Raw genomic sequence first — 19,079 nt, forward strand, 5'->3', positions numbered from 1 at the left:
AGCGGGGAGCTTTGAGCGGCCCTCCCGATCCGTACGCGTCCCGGCAGATCGCACCGCACCACCGCAGTACGGCGAGCACCGCTCGCCCGGCTCACCGCCGGCTCGTGCCGGCACACAGCGATTCAGGCGCTGTCCACAGACGCCCGGCCGGATCCCGTGGGGGGAATCCGCACCGGGACAAGGAAAGCGCCCTGACTGCCGGCCCGTGGGGGGACCAGTAGCAGGGCGCTTTCCGTTTTTTCGTTGCCACTCACGGGTTCACCGGGCCCCGCACGGGAGCCCGGTGGTCGTGTACGAGCCTCAGCGGGCCTCGACCGGCACGAAGTCGCGCTCGACGACGCCCGTGTAGATCTGACGCGGGCGGCCGATGCGGGAGCCGGGCTCCTTGATCATCTCGTGCCACTGGGCGATCCAGCCCGGCAGCCGGCCGAGGGCGAACAGGACCGTGAACATCTCGGTCGGGAAGCCCATGGCGCGGTAGATCAGGCCGGTGTAGAAGTCGACGTTCGGGTAGAGGTTGCGCGAGACGAAGTAGTCGTCGGAGAGCGCGTGCTCCTCCAGCTTCAGCGCGATGTCCAGCAGCTCGTCGGACTTGCCGAGAGCGGACAGGACGTCGTGCGCGGCGGCCTTGATGATCTTCGCGCGCGGGTCGAAGGACTTGTACACCCGGTGGCCGAAGCCCATCAGGCGGACGCCGTCCTCCTTGTTCTTCACCTTGCGGATGAAGGAGTCGACGTCGCCGCCGTTGGCCTGGATGCCCTCGAGCATCTCCAGGACCGACTGGTTGGCGCCGCCGTGCAGCGGGCCCCACAGCGCGGAGATGCCGGCGGAGATCGAGGCGAACATGTTCGCCTGCGAGGAGCCGACCAGACGCACGGTGGAGGTCGAACAGTTCTGCTCGTGGTCGGCGTGCAGGATCAGCAGCTTGTCGAGCGCGGAGACGACCACCGGGTCGAGCTCGTAGTCCTGCGCGGGGACCGAGAAGGTCATGCGCAGGAAGTTCTCGACGTACCCGAGGTCGTTGCGCGGGTAGACGAAGGGGTGACCGATCGACTTCTTGTACGCGTACGCCGCGATCGTCGGAAGCTTCGCGAGCAGCCGGATCGTGGAGAGGTTGCGCTGCTTCTCGTCGAACGGGTTGTGGCTGTCCTGGTAGAAGGTCGACAGCGCCGAGACGACCGAGGAGAGCATCGCCATCGGGTGGGCGTCGCGCGGGAAGCCGCGGTAGAAGTTCTTGACGTCCTCGTGCAGCAGGGTGTGCTGCGTGATTTCGTTCTTGAAGGTGGAGAGCTCGTCGACGTTCGGGAGCTCGCCGTTGATCAGCAGGTAGGCCACCTCCAGGAAGGTGGACCGCTCGGCCAGCTGCTCGATCGGGTAGCCGCGGTAGCGGAGGATGCCCTGCTCGCCGTCGAGATAGGTGATCGCGGATTTGTAGGCGGCGGTATTGCCGTACCCACTGTCCAGCGTCACCAGACCGGTCTGGGCGCGGAGCTTGCCGATGTCGAAGCCCTTGTCGCCGACGGTGCTGTCGATCACCGGGTAGGTGTACTCGCCATCGCCGAACCGCAGTACTACAGAGTTGTCGCTCACGTCATCCCTCACCGACGTTGTGCCTCTTCTTCGAGGTGCCCTGACTGTCTCTACCATCCCCCATTTGGCCCTGGAGAGTGCACTCGGGGTCGACCATTGGGCCTATTGGCGGCACTCAGTGCCGCCAACCTGCTCATCCTGCCGCGTTCGCCCCGCAACCGGAAGTGCTCTGTGACCTTCACGACTCGTTTGATCGATCATTTTTTGTGATGGACCTCGCACCGTGTCCGAAAGGCCCCGTTCGGGGCCCGGTCGGGGTCTTTCGCCGCGCGGGGAGGCGGTGGTTCACGAGCCGGACAGCCGGAAGTCCAGGGCCGTGCACCGGCGTCCCGCGGACACCGTACGCACCGCCTGGCCTATCGCCTTGCGCGAACCGACGAGAACGACGAGCTTCTTGGCCCGGGTGACCGCCGTGTAGAGCAGATTGCGCTGGAGCATCATCCAGGCGCCCGTGGTCACGGGGATCACCACCGCCGGGTACTCGCTGCCCTGGGAACGGTGGATGGTCACCGCGTAGGCGTGCGCCAGTTCGTCGAGCTCGTCGAATTCGTACGGCACCTCCTCGTCCTCGTCGGTGCGCACCGTCAGCCGCTGCTCGACCGGATCCAGGGAGGTGACGACACCCACGGTGCCGTTGAAGACGCCGTTCTCGCCCTTGTCGTAGTTGTTGCGGATCTGCGTGACCTTGTCGCCGACCCGGAAGACACGGCCGCCGATCCGCTTCTCGGCGAGGTCCGGGCGGCCGGGAGTGATGGCCTGCTGGAGCAGTCCGTTCAGATGCCCCGCGCCGGCCGGACCCCGGTGCATGGGCGCGAGGACCTGGATGTCCCGGCGGGGGTCGAGGCCGAATTTGGCCGGAATCCGCCGGGCCGCCACGTCCACGGTGAGCCGCCCGGCCTCCTCCGTGTCGTCCTCGACGAACAGGAAGAAGTCCTTCATGCCGTCGGTGAGCGGATGCTGCCCCGAGTTGATCCGGTGGGCGTTGGTCACCACACCGGACTGCTGGGCCTGGCGGAAGACCTTGGTGAGGCGCACCGCGGGAACCGGGCCCCGGTCGGCGAGCAGGTCGCGCAGCACCTCGCCCGCGCCGACGCTCGGAAGCTGGTCGACATCGCCGACGAAGAGCAGATGGGCACCCGGCGGCACCGCCTTGACCAGCTTGTTGGCGAGCAGCAGGTCGAGCATGGAGGCCTCGTCCACGACCACCAGGTCGGCGTCCAGCGGCCGGTCCCTGTCGTAGGCCGCGTCTCCGCCCGGCTTGAGCTCCAGGAGCCGGTGCACGGTGGAGGCCTCGGCTCCGGTCAGCTCCGCCAGGCGCTTGGCGGCGCGGCCGGTGGGCGCCGCGAGAACGACCTTGGCCCCCTTGGCACGGGCCAGCTCCACGATCGAGCGGACCGTGAAGGACTTGCCGCAGCCCGGTCCTCCGGTCAGCACGGCGACCTTCTCGGTGAGCGCGAGCCGGACCGCCGCCTCCTGCTCGGGGGCCAGCTCCGCGCCCGTACGCCCCTTGAGCCAGGTCAGTGCCTTGTCCCAGGCCACGTCGTGGAAGCCGGGCATCCGGTCCCGGTCGGCGCGCAGCAGGCGCAGCAGCTGCGCGGACAGCGAGAGTTCGGCGCGGTGGAAGGGGACCAGGTAGACGGCCGTCACCGGGTCGCCTCCGTCCGGGCCTGGCACCTTCTCCCGTACGACACCGGGGTCCTCGCCGTCCTCGGCGGGGGCCGCCAGCTCGGCCAGGCACTCGATGACCAGGCCGGTGTCGACCTGGAGCAGTTTCACCGCGTCCGCGATCAGCCGCTCCTCGGGGAGGTAGCAGTGGCCCTGGTCGGTGGACTGCGACAGGGCGTACTGAAGGCCGGCCTTGACGCGCTCCGGGCTGTCGTGCGGGATGCCGACGGACTGGGCGATCTTGTCGGCGGTGAGGAAGCCGATGCCCCAGACGTCGGACGCCAGGCGGTAGGGCTGGTTCTTCACGACCGAGATCGACGCGTCGCCGTACTTCTTGTAGATGCGGACGGCGATGGAGGTGGACACCTCCACGGTCTGGAGGAAGAGCATGACCTCCTTGATCGCCTTCTGCTCCTCCCAGGCGTCGGCGATCCTGCCCGTGCGCTTGGGGCCGAGGCCGGGAACCTCGATGAGCCGCTTCGGCTCCTCCTCGATGATCCGCAGGGTGTCCAGGCCGAAGTGCCCGGTGATGCGGTCGGCGAAGACCGGTCCGATGCCTTTGACCAGGCCGGAGCCTAGATAGCGGCGGATCCCCTGGACGGTCGCCGGGAGCACGGTCGTGTAGTTCTCCACGGTGAACTGCTTGCCGTACTGCGGGTGGGAGCCCCAGCGGCCCTCCATGCGCAGGGACTCGCCGACCTGGGCGCCGAGCAGGGCACCGACGACGGTGAGCAGATCGCCCGCCCCCCGGCCGGTGTCGACCCGGGCGACCGTGTATCCGTTCTCCTCGTTGGCGTACGTGATGCGTTCGAGCACGCCTTCCAGCGTGGCCAGTCGCCGCTCGCCTGTCTGGGCGGCCCCCGCCTGATCGGTCATGATCCGACGGTACCGCCCGCCTCCGACAGTGTTCGGGCGCTGTGGACGACTCACCCGATCGCGGCCCGCCGAGGACGCCGCGAGCGCGGCCGCGAAAAGTCCGAGGGGCGGAGAAATTTCGAGGGGCCCGGTCCGTCGACCGGGCCCCTCGGTTTTCCCCTCCGTATCAGAACCCCCGCGATCCCCCCGGATCCCCCTCCAAAGGTCCTGATGCCACGTACGACCCACGAAGTCGCGGAAGGGTTGCACGGCTTCCGGATTTTTTCCGGCAGTCCTTTCGACGTGAACCGTCACATGACACGACATGAACCGAACAGGCCTGTGGCACATGCCAGGCGCACTAAACACCTCCGACGGGCATTGCATCACTTGTAGTGAACCCGCAGGTCAGGCGGGTAATTGGGGTGGATCGCCGCCAATACTGTGGACGTCCCCCCACCTCTCCCACAAGGAGCGCAACCATGTCCGAGAGCACCGAGCCCGAGATCGGCCCGTTCACGATCGGTGATCCGCTCGCCTCACCCGGCAACCCGATCGAGGTACCGGACTTCGACGACGAGTGGACCGTCCCCAAGGGCTTCACCTGGGTCTTCCGCGGCGACGGCAACAGCGAGATCACCCGCCCGGTGATCATCGCCGACGGCTTCAACCCCGGCGAGAGCGACCTCAAGAAGCTCTACCAGTTCCTGGAGGGCGAGGAGTACGGCTTCATCGGCGAGCTCCGCCGTCGCGGCATGGACGTGATCCTGCTGGGCTTCAAGAACCGCACGGCGTCCGTCCTGGACAACGCCGAGGCCGTCCAGGCGACCGTCCGGGAGACCATCGCCCACCGTGTCGGCGACCACCGGCTGGTCGTGGGCGGCTTCAGCATGGGCGGGCTGATCACCCGCTACGCCCTGGCCAGGATGGAGAGCCACGCCGAGGACCACCAGACGGGGGTGTACTTCTCCTACGACACCCCGCACCGCGGCGCCTCGATCCCCATCGGGGTCCAGGCGTTCTCCTACCTGCTCCCCCGGGGCCTCGACCTCAAGCCCCACCCCTTCACCCAGCAGATGGACAGCCCGGCCGCGCGGCAGATGCTGTGGCAGCACTACGACAACAAGACCGGGAAGACCGGCGTCGCCCCGGAGCGCGAGGCGCTGCTGCACGAACTCGACCGGGTCGGCCAGTGGCCGCGGATCCCGCTCAAGGTGGCCGTCGCCAACGGCCGCGGCGACGGCGTCGGGCTGCCCGAGATCGAGCCCGGTGAGGTCGCGCTGCGGCTCGACGTCCGCTACCCCGGCACCACGTTCTACACCCAGGCCCAGGGTGACGACGTGACGGTCGCCTATCTGAAGCGGACGTTCCCGGCGACCGAGAAGACCATCACGACCGACGGCTTCCCCGAGCTGGACGGCGCACCGGGCGGCACGCTCGCGACGTACGGGATCCTCGCCCAGTCGATCGAGGCGGCGGGCGGGGAGGCCGACCTGCGGCACGCCGAGGTGTGCTTCGTCCCCTCGGTGAGCGCGGTCGACATCCTGGACTTCGAGAACCAGGCCGACCTGTATGCCGAGGTCGACGGCCTGGACCCGGACAAGAGCGGCCTGGACGCGTTCCTCTGTTCCCCCACGACGACGGCGCACACCCTCCCGACCGAGGAGCTGTGCACCTGGCTGATGGGGCAGTTCGAGAGGTGACCGGCATACCCGTCGCCCGTCTCCCCCACGGACGGGCGACGGCCCCTCCTCCCTCACCTCCTCGGACCGGGGTCCGGGACCGGGGCCGGTGCGGTGCGGTCCGGGACCGGGGCGGTGCGGTCCGGGACCGGGGCCGGTGCGGTCCGGGACCGGGTCCCGAGTCCCGGTCCCGCGGTCATCGGACCACGTGCTCCACGAACCGTGCCGCCGTCTCCGCCAGCACCTCGCGCCCGTCCCTGGCCCACAGCTCCTCGTTGAAGAGTTCGACCTCGATGGGTCCGGTGTAGCCCGCCGCCTCGACCAGGCCGCGCCACACGCGGAAGTCGACCGAGCCGTCGCCGAGCTGGCCGCGGCCGTTGAGGACACCCTCGGGAAGCGGGGTGGTCCAGTCGGCGAGCTGGAAGCTGTGGATGCGGCCCCCCGCCCCCGCGCGGGCGATCTGGGCGGGCGCCGTGTCGTCCCACCAGAGGTGGTACGTGTCGACGGTGACGCCCACCTGCTCGGCGGGGAAGCGTTCCGCGAGGTCCAGGGCCTGGGCCAGCGTGGACACCACACAGCGGTCGGCCGCGTACATCGGGTGCAGCGGTTCGATGGCCAGGCGCACGCCGCGGGAGGCGGCGTACGGGCCCAGTTCGCCGAGCGCGTCGGCGATGCGCTCGCGGGCGCCGCGCAGGTCCTTGGAGCCGGGCGGCAGGCCGCCGGAGACCAGGACGAGGGTGTCGGTGCCGAGGACCGCGGCCTCGTCGACGGCGGCCCGGTTGTCGTCCAGCGCGCGCCGCCGCTCCCCCGGGTCGATCGCCGTGAGGAAGCCGCCCCGGCACAGGGTGGTGACGGCAAGACCGGCGTCGTGGACGAGCTTCGCGGTGGCGTCGAGGCCGTACGACCGCACGAGTTCGCGCCACAGGCCGACGCCCGGGACGCCCGTCTCCCGGCAGGCCGTGACCAGTTCGGGCATCGAGAGCTGTTTGACCGTCATCTGGTTGACGGAGAAGCGGGCGAGGGCGGTCATGGGGTCACTCCGTACAGGGCGAGCAGGGTCTTCATCCGGGTCTCGGCACGCCCCGGGTCCGGGAACAGGCCGAGCCCGTCGGCCAGTTCGTAGGCGCGGGCGAGGTGCGGCAGGGAGCGCGCCGACTGGAGGCCGCCCACCATGGCGAAGTGGTCCTGGTGACCCGCGAGCCAGGCCAGCAGGACGACACCGGTCTTGTAGAAACGGGTCGGGGGCTGGAAGAGGTGACGGGACAACTCGACGGTGGGGTCGAGGAGTTCGCGGAAGCCTTTGACGTCACCGGTGTCCAGGACCCGTACGGCCCGCGCGGCGAGGGGGCCGAGCGGGTCGAAGACGCCGAGCAACGCGTGACTGAAGCCGCGCTCGTCGCCCGCGATCAGTTCGGGGTAGTTGAAGTCGTCGCCCGTGTAGCAGCGGACGCCGTCCGGGAGGCGGCGGCGCAGTTCGACCTCCCGGCGGGCGTCCAGCAGGGAGACCTTGACGCCGTCCACTTTGTCCGGGTGTGCGGCGATCACCTCCAGGAACACCTCCGTCGCCGCGTCCAGGTCGCCTGAGCCCCAGTAGCCCTCCAGGGCCGGGTCGAACATCGGGCCCAGCCAGTGCAGGATCACCGGGTCGGCGGCCTGGCGCAGGAGCCGGCCGTAGACGTCGAGGTAGTCCTCGGGTCCGGCGGCGGTCGCGGCGAGCGCCCGGGAGGCCATCAGGATCGCCTGCGCGCCCGACTCCTCGACGAGGGCGAGCTGTTCCTCGTACGCGGCCCGCACCTCGTGGAGCGTGGCCGGGCCCGTGAGCTGGTCCGTGCCGGCGCCGCAGGCGATCCTGCCGCCGACGGCCCTGGCCTCGGCCGAGGAGCGCCGGATCAGTTCGGCCGCCCCGGCCCAGTCCAGGCCCATCCCCCGCTGGGCGGTGTCCATCGCCTCGGCGACACCGAGGCCGTGCGACCACAGATGACGCCGGAAGGCGAGCGTGGCGTCCCAGTCGACGGCGGCGGGCGCGTCGGGCGAGACGTCCGCGTACGGGTCGGCGACGACGTGCGCGGCCGAGAAGACCGTACGGGAGGCGAGGGGCGCGCCGTCGGGAAGGACGGCGAGGGGGTCCCTGCGCGGCTCGTAGGTCCGCAACCGGCCGCCGACGCCCGGGAGTCGGATGGTCACAGTGAGATCTCCGGCACGTCGAGGCGGCGGCCCTCGGCCGAGGACTTCAGGCCCAGCTCGGCGAGTTGCACGCCGCGGGCGCCGGCGAGGAGGTCCCAGCGGTAGGGGGCGTCGGCGTAGACGTGCCGCAGGAACAGCTCCCACTGGGCCTTGAAGCCGTTGTCGAACTCGGCGTTGTCGGGGACCTCCTGCCACTGGTCACGGAAGGAGTACGTGGCCGGGATGTCCGGGTTCCAGACCGGTTTGGGGGTGGAACCGCGGTGCTGGACGCGGCAGTTGCGCAGTCCCGCGACGGCGGACCCCTCCGTGCCGTCGACCTGGAACTCGACGAGCTCGTCGCGGTTGACGCGCACGGTCCAGGAGGAGTTGATCTGGGCGACCGCGCCGCCCTCCAGCTCGAAGATGCCGTAGGCGGCGTCGTCGGCCGTGGCGTCGTAGGGCTTGCCCCGCTCGTCCCAGCGCTGCGGGACGTGGGTGGCGGTCAGCGCCTGCACCGAGGTGACGCGGCCGAACAGCTCGTGCAGGACGTACTCCCAGTGCGGGAACATGTCGACGACGATGCCGCCGCCGTCCTCGGCGCGGTAGTTCCAGGAGGGCCGCTGGGCGCTCTGCCAGTCGCCCTCGAAGACCCAGTAGCCGAACTCCCCGCGGACGGACAGGATCCGCCCGAAGAAGCCGCCGTCGACGAGCCGCTTCAGTTTGAGCAGGCCGGGGAGGAAGAGCTTGTCCTGGACGACGCCGTGCTTGACGCCCGCGGCGTGCGCGAGGCGGGCCAGTTCGAGGGCTCCGTCGAACCCGGTGGCGGTCGGCTTCTCCGTGTAGATGTGCTTGCCGGCGGCGACGGCCTTCCTGAGGGCCTCCTCGCGGGCGGACGTCACCTGGGCGTCGAAGTAGAGGTCGACGGACGGATCGGCGAGCACCGCGTCCAGGTCGGTCGACCAGTGATCGAGGCCGTGCCGCTCGGCGAGCGCCTTCAGGGCGCGCTCGCGACGGCCGACGAGGACGGGCTCGGGCCACAGCACGGTGCCGTCGCCGAGGTCGAGGCCGCCCTGGTCACGCAGGGCGAGAATCGAGCGGACAAGGTGCTGGCGGTAGCCCATGCGTCCCGTCACGCCGTTCATGGCGATCCGCACCGTCTTGCGTGTCACGTCATTCCCTTCGTACGCGTCAGGCGCCGAGCACGCTCACAGGTGAGCGTGCTAGCAAGCGCTTTCTATCTGCTGAGAAGCTAGCCTCTGTGCAGCGGTCCGGACAAGACCACCGCGAAGTCGAGTTGTTCGAGGGGGCGAACGACGGGGGCCGTTGGCCGTATGGTCTGCACGGACCCTGCCCACAGGAAGCGGCGCACCCGGCCTTCTGCTCCGTGTTCGACGCCGTACGACGAGACAAGACCAGGCACGACGACGTACGAGACGTACGAAGTGGCACGACACAACGCGCGACCGGAGGACGACGAGATGACGGTGACCCTGGCGGACGTGGCGGCCCGCGCGCAGGTCTCTCCCGCGACGGTGTCGCGCGTGCTGAACGGGAACTACCCCGTGGCCTCCTCCACGCGTGAGCGGGTGCTGCGGGCGGTGGACGAGCTGGACTACGTGCTGAACGGGCCGGCGAGCTCGCTGGCCGCGGCGACCTCCGACCTCGTCGGCATCCTGGTCAACGACATCGCCGACCCCTTCTTCGGGATCATGGCGGCGGCCATCCAGTCGGAGATCGGCGGGCCCGGGGGGCGCGCGGGCGGGGAACGGCTCGGGGTCGTCTGCAACACCGGCGGCTCCCCGGAGCGCGAGCTCACCTACCTCACCCTCCTTCAGCGCCAGCGCGCTGCCGCGGTCGTGCTCACCGGCGGCGCCATAGAGGACACCGCGCACGCGGGCGCGGTCGCGGCCAAGCTGCGCAAGCTGACGGAAGCGGGCACCCGGGTCGTGCTGTGCGGGCGGCCGCCCGCGCCGGAGGCACCCGGGGCGATCGCGCTCACCTTCGACAACCGCGGTGGCGGCAGACAGCTCACCGAGCACCTGATCGGCCTCGGGCACCGGCGGCTCGGATACATCGCGGGACCCGAGGAACGCACGACGACCCGCCACCGGCTGGAGGGTCACCGTGCCGCGCTCGACGCCCACGGCATCGAGGACGACCCCCGGCGCACCGTGCACGGCCGCTACGACCGCCGGTCCGGTTACGAGGCGACGCTGGAACTCCTGCGCCGTGACCCGTCGTTGACGGCGGTCGTCGCCGCGAACGACACCGTGGCGCTGGGCGCCTGCGCGGCGCTGCGCGACTCCGGTCTCGGCATCCCCGGCGACGTGTCCGTCGCGGGCTTCGACGATCTGCCGTTCAGCATCGACGCCGTACCCGCCCTCACGACCGTACGGCTGCCGCTCTCCGAGGCGGGGGCCCGTGCCGGGCGGATCGCCATGGGACGCGAGGAGCCGCCGCCGGGCGGGATCGCGACGGTGCGCGGCGAGCTGATGGTGCGGGGATCCACCGGGGTTCCCCGGGACTGACCTCTCCTTCCTTGACTCCCCTGAGCCTGGACCCACTGCCGCGAGGGGTCTCCCGGGGCCGGGTTCCCCGGGGTTCCCCGGGGTTCCCGGGGTTCCCGGGGTTCCCGGGGTTCCCGGGGGCTCAGCCTTTCTTCGCCCCCTCCGCCCCTGCCCGACCCCTACCTGGGGCTCCGCCCCAGACCCCGCTCCTCAAACGCCGGAGGGGCTGAAAATTTCCCTGGCCGGGGCTGAACAGTGGGCTGGTGGGGCTGGATTTCCGCCGGCCGGGGCTGGATTTTCACGCGCGTGAGGAACGGTGCCCAAGCCACCACGCACCCGCAGCCGGGATCCGGCGGAAGGGGCCGTGCCGGTACATCAGATGCCCGTCGCTTACGTCCGGATCGAGCAGCGGCTCCCCAGAAAACTCACGTCTGATCCAACGGCGACGGGCGGATGTACCGGCACGGCCCCGACCCCCCACCGGACCGAACCAGCACCGCAAACGCCGGCGCAAGCGACTTGGCGCCGGGAGGGTAGGCCCGAGAGTCCCGGCGGTTCTATGCTCGGGGTGGTGATTATCTCTGACTGGGTCAGGTATCCAGGAGGAGCAGGCCGACCGCGACCGTGCACAGCCGAACTTCGGGGCCGATCATGACCGTCCAGGACATCCGCTCCTTCAACCGCTTCTACACGAACGTCATCGGCGCGCTCGACTACGGCCGCCATCTCTACGCGCCGTACACGCTGACCGAGTCCCGCGTCCTCTACGAACTGGCGCACACGCCCCAGGCGGACGCCGCCGACCTCCGGACCCGGCTCTTCTTGGACTCGGGCTATCTGAGCCGGATCCTGAACAAGTTCGAGCAGGACGGGCTGGTCGAGCGGGCCGCGTCCGAGAAGGACCCGCGGCGCCGCCGGGTCACGCTCACCGTGCGCGGCCGGGACGCCGCCGCGCTGCTGGACGAGCGGGCACGCCAGAGCGTGGGCACGCTGCTGGCGACCGTGCCGCCGGCCGACCGGCCGCGGCTCGCGGAGGCGATGCGCACGGTACGGACCCTCCTGGGGGACGGGCGGGCCGCGCCGGGCCCCGAGGACGTCCTCCTGCGCGAGCCGGGACCCGGCGACCTCGGCTGGATCGTGCAGCGCAACGCGGCGCTGTACGCGGCCGAGTACGGCTGGAACGCCGACTACGAGGGCCTGGTCGCGAGGATCGTCGCCGACTTCGCCGAGGACCACGCCCCCCACCTGGAGCGGGTGTGGATCGCCGAGCTCGACGGGCGGCCCGTCGGGTGCGTGATGTGCGTACGGGACGACGCTCCCGGCACCGCCCGCCTCCGGCTGCTGCTGGTCGAGCCGGAGACACGGGGGCTCGGCGTCGGCGACCGTCTCGTCGGGGCCGTCACCGACTTCGCGCGCGGGGTCGGCTATCACGAGCTCGTCCTGTGGACCAACGACGTCCTGGCCGCCGCCCGGCGGATCTACCAGCGCCACGGCTTCGTCCTGGTCGCCGAGAAGCCGCACCGGTCCTTCGGCGCGGACCTGACGGGCCAGGACTGGCGGCTGGACCTGCGCGCCGGCCAGGAGTGACACGGACCGCGGCGGCGCGCACCCAGGGCCTGCCGGGGGCGCGTGCCCAGCGCCGTGCGCCTGGGGTCTGTCCAAGGCGCGCGCCGGGGGCCTGTCCGGCGTGATCCGCCGCTCGGCCCCGCCGCCCGGACGCGCGCCGCCGTGTCCGGAGTGCGGACAGCGCGTCCGCCCGCTGAACGGATCCGCATCGCGGAGTTAACGCAACCACCCACCGTACGGATCCGCTCACGCAACCTGGGTACGGAATCGTGCTCCCCCAAGTCACCTATTCCCTGGGGGAGTTGGCATATATGCAAGGCACCGTGGACGGCTTCGAGTTCGGGGCGGTGACTCCGGCGGCCTCCTACATCGTCGCCTGTGTGGCCAGCGCCCTGGGGCTGCGCTGCGTCGTCCGTTCACTGAACAACCGGCAGTCGTGGAAGCCCGGTTGGCTGGCCCTCGGGGCGGGGACCATCGGCTGCGGCATCTGGACCATGCACTTCGTCGCGATGGTCGGCTTCAGGATCCAGGGGATCCCGATCGACTACGACACCCGGCTGACATCGCTGAGTCTCGTGGTGGCGATCGCGGTGGTCGGCATCGGCGTCTTCGCCGTGGGATACAGCGGGGCCACCCCCGTCACCCTGACCGCGGCCGGGATCCTCACCGGGCTCGCCGTGGTGGCCACGCACTACACCGGCATGGCCGCGCTCGAACTGAACGGGTCCCTGGAGTACGACTCGCTCACGGTGTCGGCCTCCGTGCTGCTCGCGGTCACCGCCGCGACCGCCGCGCTGTGGACCGCCGCCTCCTACCGGGGTTTCCCGGCCGCCCTCGGCGCCACCCTCCTCATGGGCGTCGCGCTGACCGGCACGCACTACACCGGCATGGCCGCCCTCGGAGTGCATCTGCGCGGCGCCACGGACGCGTCGTACATGACCGGGGCGTACGGCACCAGCTCGTCGGCCTCGATCCTGCTCCCCATGCTCATCGGACCGGTCGTCTTCCTGATCGTGGCCGGAGTCGTGGTGATGTTCGACCCCCAGCTCGTCCTCGGCGACGGGGAGTGGAGCCGGGTCACCCCGCGCCGGCGCCGGGCCGCGGCGGCCGTGCCCGAGCCCCCCGCGCAGCTCCCGGGGACCGGCTCCCTCTTCGATCCCCGCGACCAGCACCCGGGCCGGCACGCCAGCCCGCGCGGGCGGTGAGCCGCGCCGTCCCGTCCAGACACCACTCCAGCATCGCGGGCCAGGGCCCGTACCCGGCGTCCATGCCGAGATGCCCGGACCCGGGCAGGATCTGTGTCGGCACGCCCAGAGGCTCGCCGTAGACGGTGCCGGCGCCCTCGGGGCAGTACGGGTCGTCGTCGCCGGCGATCAGCCGGGTGGGCCCGGGGAGGGTGAAGTCCTGCGCGGCCAGGGCGAATCCGGCGATCTCCGGCAGCCTCGCGAGATCACCGGTGTCGTGCGTGCTCGTGGCACCGATCGTTTCCGATCCGCGGCCCCTCGGTCCAGTGGCTCCGGCGATCCGTCGCGGACGAAGGCCTCCGGACCGACCGCGCGGCCCCGGCGGCGACGCGCCACGCCTCGGCGCCACCCGATCCGAACGGCAGACCCTGGGACCGGCGGACCCCGGGCCCGGCAGACCCCGGGACCGGCGGACCCTAGGACCGACGGACCGTCGCGTCGGCCGCCCGGGACGATGCCCGGGCCACCCTCGCGGACAGCCGGTCCCGGCACTCGGGCCACTCCGCCGCCGTCACCGAGAAGACCGCGGAGTCGCGCAGCAGGCCTTCCTCGCCGGGCGCCCAGGAACGGGACCAGTTGCGCAGGACGCCCTCCAGGCGGGCGCCGGTGCTCGCGATCGCGGCGCGGGAGCGGGCGTTGCGGGCGTCGGTCTTCAGGTCCACGCGTGCCACGCCCCACTCCTCGAAGGCGTGCCGGAAGAGGAGGAGCTTGGACTCGGCGTTCAGGCCGGTGCCCTGGGCCGAGGCGGCCAGCCAGGTGAACCCGACCTCGACGGCGTCGAGCTTGTCGTCCGACCGCCAGCACCGCGGTTCCCAGTACGAGGTGGCACCGACCGCCCGTCCGGAGGCGAGGGAGACCTGCGCGTAGGGCACCAGCCTGCCCGTCGCGGCGCGGGCGAGCTGCGCGTCGACGTAGTCCCCGACCTCGCCGGCCCGGGGCACCCAGGTGAACGCGTACGAGTCCCGGCGTTCCTCCGCCGCCTCGGCGAGGTCGGCCGTGTGCCCGTGGCCGAGCGGCTCCAGCCGTACCAGCGTGCCTTCGAGGACCGGCCCCTCCAACTGGAAACCCAACGCCCCGCACCCCTTCGCCGACCGGTATGTGTCCGCTGCGATTTCTATGTGGCGGGGGCGGCGCGTGTCCAGCGGTTATACGTCCTCGACGGTGCCCGCGTGCCGGGCGCGTTCGGCGGCCAGGACGGTGAGGTGGCTGGTCAGGGACTCGCGCGGGCCCGACTTCACCAGGTCGGGGTTCCCGGTGGCGACGGCGGCGACGAAGGCGTCCATCAGTCCGGCGTCACCGCCCCCGTGGCCGCCCGCCGCGTCCGTGCCGCCCGGGCCCGCGAGGTCGACGGCCTCCTCGGTCCGGGTCAGGAAGTCGTAGACGCTCAGACTCCCGCCGTCGCCGCGCAGTTCGCCGCGGGTCCCGAAGATCCGGGTCCGGCGGTCGGCCTGTTCGGTGAAGGCGGTCATGGTGAAGGTGGCGGTGGCCCCGGAGGCGAACTCCATCGACACCACCTGGTGGTCGACCACGTCGTTGTCGCAGGCATACACGCACCGCCCGTACGGGCCCTCGCGCAGGGCGGTCTCCAGGGCCTCGGGGGTGAAGTCGTCGACGAGCACGCTCAGCGGCCAGTGGTGTTCGCCGCGGGCGAGCCGGTCGCCGTACTCGCGCCGGGCGGAGTAGGGGCAGGTGTTCTCCACCGCGCAGTCGAGGCAGCGGTCGGCGGCGCCCTCGGGCCTGTTCTCGGGCCGGAAGTGCGAGAGGCGCCCGAAACTGGAGACGCGGACGGGGGGTTGGCCGAGGACGTACTGCAACCAGTCGATGTCGTGGCAGGACTTGGCCATCAGCATGGACGTCGCCCGGTCCGTGCGGGCCCAGTTGCCCCGGACGAAGGAGTGGGCCTGGTGCCAGAAGCCGACGGGTTCCAGGTGCTGGACGTTGACCACGTCACCGAGCCGGCCGGAGTCCACCACCTCCTTCACGGCGCGGGTGTACCGGGTGTAGCGCAGGACGTGTCCGACCGAGAGGATCACCCCGGCCTTCTCCACGGCGTCGACGATCCGCCGGCACTCGTCCTCGGTCAGGGCCATCGGCTTCTCCAGCAGGATGTGGTAGCCGAGGGCCGCGAACTCCAGGACGGGCTCCAGGTGTTCGCGGTCGAGGGTGCAGACCAGCACGGCGTCCGCGATCCGGCCGCGGGCGGCCAGTACCCGCCAGTCGTCCACCGAGGCGTCCGGTTCCAGGCCGTGGGCGGCCGCGAACCGGTTGCGCCGGGTCTCCCGGGGCTCGGCGACGGCCACCACCCGGGCCCGTTCCGGGTGGTCCAGGGCCCAGCGCGCGTGACCGGTCCCGCGGTCCCCGGCACCGACGACGGCGAGTGTGACAACGGAGGCGACGGGAGACATCTGTTCACCGCTTTCCCGGTCGGGGCACAGGCGCGGTCGGCGCCGTCCGTCGCGAAGCTAGCCGCCCCGGTTCTTCCCGACAAGACGCCGCCGCCGGCCACCGGGACCGCTCAGTCCTCGTCCCCGGCGGCCGCCCAGGCCCCGAACACCTCGTGGAAGGCGGGGAACGTCTTGCGGACGCATCCGGGGTCGTCGAAGACCATGCCCGGGGCACGCAGCGAGGTCACAGCGAAGGCCATGGCGATGCGGTGGTCGCCGTACGTCCTGATCCCGGTGGCGACGGGGACGCCCGGGTGGATCTCGATCCAGTCGGGGCCGGTCTCCACCCGGATGCCGAGCCCCCGGAGGTTCTCCGCGCAGGCCTCCAGGCGGTCGCACTCCTTGACCCGGGTGTTGGCGACGTCCTCGATGCGGACGGGAGCGGTGGCGAAGGGCGCGATCGCGGCGAGCGTCGGCATGGTGTCGGAGATGTCCCGCATGTTGACGGTGAGTCCGCGCAGTTCGCCGGTACCGCGCACTGTCGTGCGGTCGGGCCCGGTCTCCACGTGCGCGCCCATCCGGCGCAGGACGTCCACGAAGCCGAGGTCGCCCTGGAGCGCCCCCGCTCCGAGGCCGTGCACGGTGACCTCACGGCCGGTCAGGGCGGCGGCCGCGAAGAAGTAGCTCGCGGTGGAGGCGTCGGGCTCGACGGGGTAGGTGGTGGCCCGGTAACCGCCGGGCGCCACCTCGAAGACGTCGCCCTCCGCCCGTACGTCCGCGCCGAACGCGCGCATCATCGCGAGGGTGATGCCGACGTACGGGGCGGAGACCAGGTCGGTGACCTCGATGCGCAGGCCCGTGCGGGTCAGCGGGCCGAGCAGGAGCAGGGCGGTGAGGTACTGGGACGACTGACCGGCGTCGAGGGTGACCGTGCCGCCCTCCACCCCGGACGCCACGATGCTCAGCGGGTGATGGCCCTCCGCCTCCTCGTGCCGCAGGTCCACGCCCAGGTCGCGCAGCGCCTTCGACAGGGGGCCCAGCGGGCGTCGGCGCATCTGGGCGGAGGCGTCGAAGCGGTAGGTGCCGTGGCCGGCGGCGACGAGCGCCGGCAGGAAGCGGGCCGTGGTCGCGCCGTCCCGGCAGTACACGTCCGCCCGGGCCACCGCCGGACCCCCCGGGCGGCCGTCGACGTGCCAGCTGTCCGGGGTCCGGCCGACGCGGTAGCCGAGCCGGGTCAGGCCCTCCGCGAAACCCTCGGTGTCGTCCGAGCGGAGCGGGCGGACGAGGCGGGTGACCCCGTCGGCCGCCGCGGCCAGGAAGAGCGCGCGGGCGGTGATGGACTTGGAACCGGGAATGTCGACGACGGCCATGGGGTCATGCTGGCGCCCCTGCCCGTTCCGGCGCCGGAACGTCCGCCGACTGGACCTTTCGTGGCGCCCGTGAGGTGAGCGCCACCCCGCCCACCAGCAGGGCCGCCGCCGCCCACCGCAGCGGGCCGACGGACTCGTGCAGGAACAGCGCGGCCGACGACATCCCGAAGACCGGGACGAGCAGCGAGAAGGGCGCGACGGTGGACGCGGGGTGCCGGTGCAGCAGCCAGCCCCAGGCGCCGAAGCCGAAGACGGTGGTGATCCAGGCGACGTAGACGACGACTCCGGCGCCCTGCCGGTCCAGGGCGCGCAGCGCGTCGAGGTCGCGGGCGGGGCCCTCGGTGAGCAGGGACAGGCCGAGCAGCGGCAGGACGGGGACGGTGCTCACCCACACCATGAAGTTCAGCGCGTCGGGCGGGGACGCCTTGCGGGTGAGGACGTTGGACACGCCCCAGCAGGCCGCCGCCGCGATGACCAGGGCGAAGGCGCCGAGGGGGCCGGTCGTGCCCTCGTCGACGGCGGCGAGGCCCACACCGGCGAGCGCCACCGCCATGCCGTACAGCCTGACGCGGGTGGGGCGTTCGCCGAGGAAGGCGAAGGCGACGACCGCGGTGAAGACGGCCTGGATCTGGAGCACGAGGGAGGACAGTCCGGCGGGCATCCCCGCGTCCATGCCGATGAACAGCAGCCCGAACTTCGCGACGCCGAGGGCGAGTCCGACCGCCACGATCCACTTCCACGCCACCTTGGGGCGGCCCACGAAGAACACGGCCGGCACGGCCGCCACCAGGAAGCGCAGAGCCGAGAACAGCAGGGGCGGGAAGTGGTCGAGTCCGACCTCGATGACGGTGAAGTTCACGCCCCAGACGGCGGCGACGAGGACGGCGAGGCTGATGTGTGCGGGTCGCATACGTCGAGCATCGGACGCCACCACCATGTAGCACCAGCGCGAATGTCTGGATGGATGGATGAAGCAACGCTTACGTAAGCTGGGTCGCGAGCGACATGGGCGTGCGACAACGCGGACCGGGAGGCCTCCATGCTCGATCTTCAGCGGCTGCGCGCCCTGCACGCCGTCTCGGTGCACGGCACGGTCGGCGCGGCGGCGGCCGCGCTCGGCTACACCCCGTCCGCCGTGTCCCAGCAGATCGCGAAACTGGAGCGGGAGACCAGGACCGTCCTGCTGGAACGGCGCGGACGCGGCGTCCGGCTCACCGAGCAGGCCGAACAACTCGCGGCCACCGCCCAGGAGTTGCTGGCGATCGTGGAGCGGGCGGAGACCGAGCTGGAGGAGCGCCGGGGGATGCCGGCGGGACGGCTGACGGTGGCGGCGTTCGCCTCGGCGGCCCGCGGTCTGATGCCCGCCGTCCTGGCCGATCTGGCCGCCCGTCACCCGGCCCTGGACACCCGGCTGACGGAGATCGACCCGCATCTGTCCGTCGACCTGGTCGCCCGGGGCGCGGTCGACCTGGCCGTCGCGCACGACTGGGACATCTCCCCGCTGCCCGCTCCGCCGGGGGTGGAGCAGGCGGTGATCGGGGACGACCTGTGCGATCTGCTCGTCCCCGCCGGACACCCCTTCACCGGGCGGGCCTCGGTACGGCGCGAGGACCTGGGCGGCCAGCGGTGGATCTGCCAGCCGCCCGGGCGGGTCTGCCACGACTGGCTGGTGCGCACCCTGCGCGAGGCGGGCTGCGAGCCGGACATCGTCCACCAGGCCGAGGAGAACCCGACCCTCATCGCCCTGGTCGCCGCCGGCCTCGGTGTCGCCCTCATCCCGCGCCTGGGCCGCGGCCCCCTCCCCGAAGGGGTGGTGGAGGTGCCGCTCGACCCCCTGCCGGTCCGCCGGCTGTACGCGCTGTGGCGCTCGGGGGCGGCGCGCCGGCCGGCCATCGCCGAAACGGTCCGCACGCTGCGGTCGCACTGGCCCGCGGTGGCGAGCCGCGGCTGAACGACCCCGGCCGGCTCGGCCGCCCCGCCCTCGGCCGACAGCACGTCGTCACCGGCGCGCCACCTTCCGACTGCGCCGGTGGCGGCCCTTTCGCGGATACTG

14 protein-coding genes and 1 pseudogene are annotated in these 19,079 nt (G+C 71.7%); 5 read left to right on the forward strand and 10 right to left on the reverse strand.

From position 1 onward, the window contains the following. Window positions 1-300: 300 nt before the first annotated feature. Both OG410_RS16055 and recD2 read right to left on the reverse strand, forming a co-directional pair. Window positions 301-1,590: a citrate synthase gene (locus tag OG410_RS16055; RefSeq protein WP_329299786.1), complete on the reverse strand. Its 1,290-nt coding sequence runs from the start codon at window positions 1,588-1,590 to the stop codon at window positions 301-303. A 285-nt stretch (window positions 1,591-1,875) separates the two neighbouring features. Next, a complete protein-coding gene (recD2, locus tag OG410_RS16060; protein ID WP_329299787.1) occupies window positions 1,876-4,131 on the reverse strand; it encodes an SF1B family DNA helicase RecD2 in 2,256 nt (751 codons plus the stop codon). 461 nt (window positions 4,132-4,592) lie between these two features. Between recD2 and OG410_RS16065 the strand changes: the two genes are divergently transcribed. Continuing rightward, window positions 4,593-5,813, forward strand: a complete 1,221-nt coding sequence (locus OG410_RS16065) for an esterase/lipase family protein (protein ID WP_329299788.1) — start codon at window positions 4,593-4,595, stop codon at window positions 5,811-5,813. Window positions 5,814-5,988: 175 nt separating this feature from the next. Here the strand turns inward: OG410_RS16065 and OG410_RS16070 are convergent, their stop codons facing one another. From OG410_RS16070 to OG410_RS16080, 3 genes are read right to left on the reverse strand one after another with little or no spacing between them, the layout of a single operon-like run. Next, entirely contained in the window at window positions 5,989-6,822 is an 834-nt protein-coding gene (locus tag OG410_RS16070) for a sugar phosphate isomerase/epimerase family protein (RefSeq protein WP_329299789.1), read from the reverse strand. Beyond that, entirely contained in the window at window positions 6,819-7,976 is a 1,158-nt protein-coding gene (locus OG410_RS16075; RefSeq protein ID WP_329299790.1) for a dihydrodipicolinate synthase family protein, read from the reverse strand. Before OG410_RS16075 ends, OG410_RS16070 begins: the two co-directional genes overlap by 4 nt. Next, a complete protein-coding gene (locus tag OG410_RS16080) occupies window positions 7,973-9,124 on the reverse strand; it encodes a Gfo/Idh/MocA family protein (RefSeq protein WP_329299791.1) in 1,152 nt (383 codons plus the stop codon). The genes OG410_RS16075 and OG410_RS16080 overlap by 4 nt, the downstream gene beginning before the upstream one ends. 309 nt (window positions 9,125-9,433) lie before the next feature. On the opposite strand from OG410_RS16080, the gene OG410_RS16085 reads away from it, so the two are divergent. The 3 genes from OG410_RS16085 (at window position 9,434) to OG410_RS16095 (ending at window position 13,233) form a co-directional block, all read left to right on the forward strand. Then, window positions 9,434-10,483 (forward strand): LacI family DNA-binding transcriptional regulator, encoded by a 1,050-nt coding sequence (locus OG410_RS16085; RefSeq protein ID WP_329299792.1) that lies wholly within the window; start codon window positions 9,434-9,436, stop codon window positions 10,481-10,483. A gap of 630 nt (window positions 10,484-11,113) precedes the next feature. Beyond that, entirely contained in the window at window positions 11,114-12,049 is a 936-nt protein-coding gene (locus OG410_RS16090) for a bifunctional helix-turn-helix transcriptional regulator/GNAT family N-acetyltransferase (RefSeq protein WP_329299793.1), read from the forward strand. A gap of 290 nt (window positions 12,050-12,339) precedes the next feature. Further along, window positions 12,340-13,233, forward strand: coding sequence for an MHYT domain-containing protein (locus OG410_RS16095; protein ID WP_329299794.1), 894 nt, complete (start codon window positions 12,340-12,342; stop codon window positions 13,231-13,233). A 91-nt stretch (window positions 13,234-13,324) separates the two neighbouring features. Here the strand turns inward: OG410_RS16095 and OG410_RS16100 are convergent. From OG410_RS16100 to OG410_RS16120, 5 genes and pseudogenes are all read right to left on the reverse strand, one after another. Further along, window positions 13,325-13,621 (reverse strand): annotated as a pseudogene (locus OG410_RS16100) (hypothetical protein); the annotation flags it as partial. Between the two features lie 67 nt (window positions 13,622-13,688). Next, complete coding sequence (locus OG410_RS16105) at window positions 13,689-14,342, reverse strand: GNAT family N-acetyltransferase (protein WP_329299795.1); 654 nt, start codon at window positions 14,340-14,342, stop codon at window positions 13,689-13,691. A gap of 75 nt (window positions 14,343-14,417) precedes the next feature. Then, window positions 14,418-15,677 (reverse strand): Gfo/Idh/MocA family protein, encoded by a 1,260-nt coding sequence (locus OG410_RS16110; protein WP_329299796.1) that lies wholly within the window; start codon window positions 15,675-15,677, stop codon window positions 14,418-14,420. Window positions 15,678-15,787: 110 nt separating this feature from the next. Beyond that, on the reverse strand, window positions 15,788-17,026 hold the full coding sequence (gene aroA, locus OG410_RS16115) for a 3-phosphoshikimate 1-carboxyvinyltransferase (protein WP_329299797.1): 1,239 nt from the start codon (window positions 17,024-17,026) through the stop codon (window positions 15,788-15,790). A gap of 4 nt (window positions 17,027-17,030) precedes the next feature. Continuing rightward, window positions 17,031-17,936 (reverse strand): EamA family transporter, encoded by a 906-nt coding sequence (locus OG410_RS16120; protein WP_329299798.1) that lies wholly within the window; start codon window positions 17,934-17,936, stop codon window positions 17,031-17,033. Window positions 17,937-18,065: 129 nt separating this feature from the next. Here OG410_RS16120 and OG410_RS16125 point away from each other — a divergent pair, with 129 nt between their 5' ends. Then, window positions 18,066-18,977: a LysR family transcriptional regulator gene (locus tag OG410_RS16125; RefSeq protein WP_329299799.1), complete on the forward strand. Its 912-nt coding sequence runs from the start codon at window positions 18,066-18,068 to the stop codon at window positions 18,975-18,977. The last annotated feature ends 102 nt before the right edge of the window (window positions 18,978-19,079 follow it).

Origin of the sequence: Streptomyces sp. NBC_00659, from assembly GCF_036226925.1 — a bacterium.
Classification (GTDB): Bacteria; Actinomycetota; Actinomycetes; order Streptomycetales; family Streptomycetaceae; genus Streptomyces.

Coding starts and splice junctions, on each gene's coding strand:
- recD2 (WP_329299787.1), bottom strand. CDS start 4,131: ATGACCGATCAGGCGGGGGCCGCCCAGACAGGCGAGCGGCGACTGGCC.
- OG410_RS16065 (WP_329299788.1), top strand. CDS start 4,593: ATGTCCGAGAGCACCGAGCCCGAGATCGGCCCGTTCACGATCGGTGAT.
- OG410_RS16070 (WP_329299789.1), bottom strand. CDS start 6,822: ATGACCGCCCTCGCCCGCTTCTCCGTCAACCAGATGACGGTCAAACAG.
- OG410_RS16085 (WP_329299792.1), top strand. CDS start 9,434: ATGACGGTGACCCTGGCGGACGTGGCGGCCCGCGCGCAGGTCTCTCCC.
- OG410_RS16090 (WP_329299793.1), top strand. CDS start 11,114: ATGACCGTCCAGGACATCCGCTCCTTCAACCGCTTCTACACGAACGTC.
- OG410_RS16095 (WP_329299794.1), top strand. CDS start 12,340: ATGCAAGGCACCGTGGACGGCTTCGAGTTCGGGGCGGTGACTCCGGCG.
- OG410_RS16110 (WP_329299796.1), bottom strand. CDS start 15,677: ATGTCTCCCGTCGCCTCCGTTGTCACACTCGCCGTCGTCGGTGCCGGG.
- aroA (WP_329299797.1), bottom strand. CDS start 17,026: ATGGCCGTCGTCGACATTCCCGGTTCCAAGTCCATCACCGCCCGCGCG.
- OG410_RS16120 (WP_329299798.1), bottom strand. CDS start 17,936: ATGCGACCCGCACACATCAGCCTCGCCGTCCTCGTCGCCGCCGTCTGG.
- OG410_RS16125 (WP_329299799.1), top strand. CDS start 18,066: ATGCTCGATCTTCAGCGGCTGCGCGCCCTGCACGCCGTCTCGGTGCAC.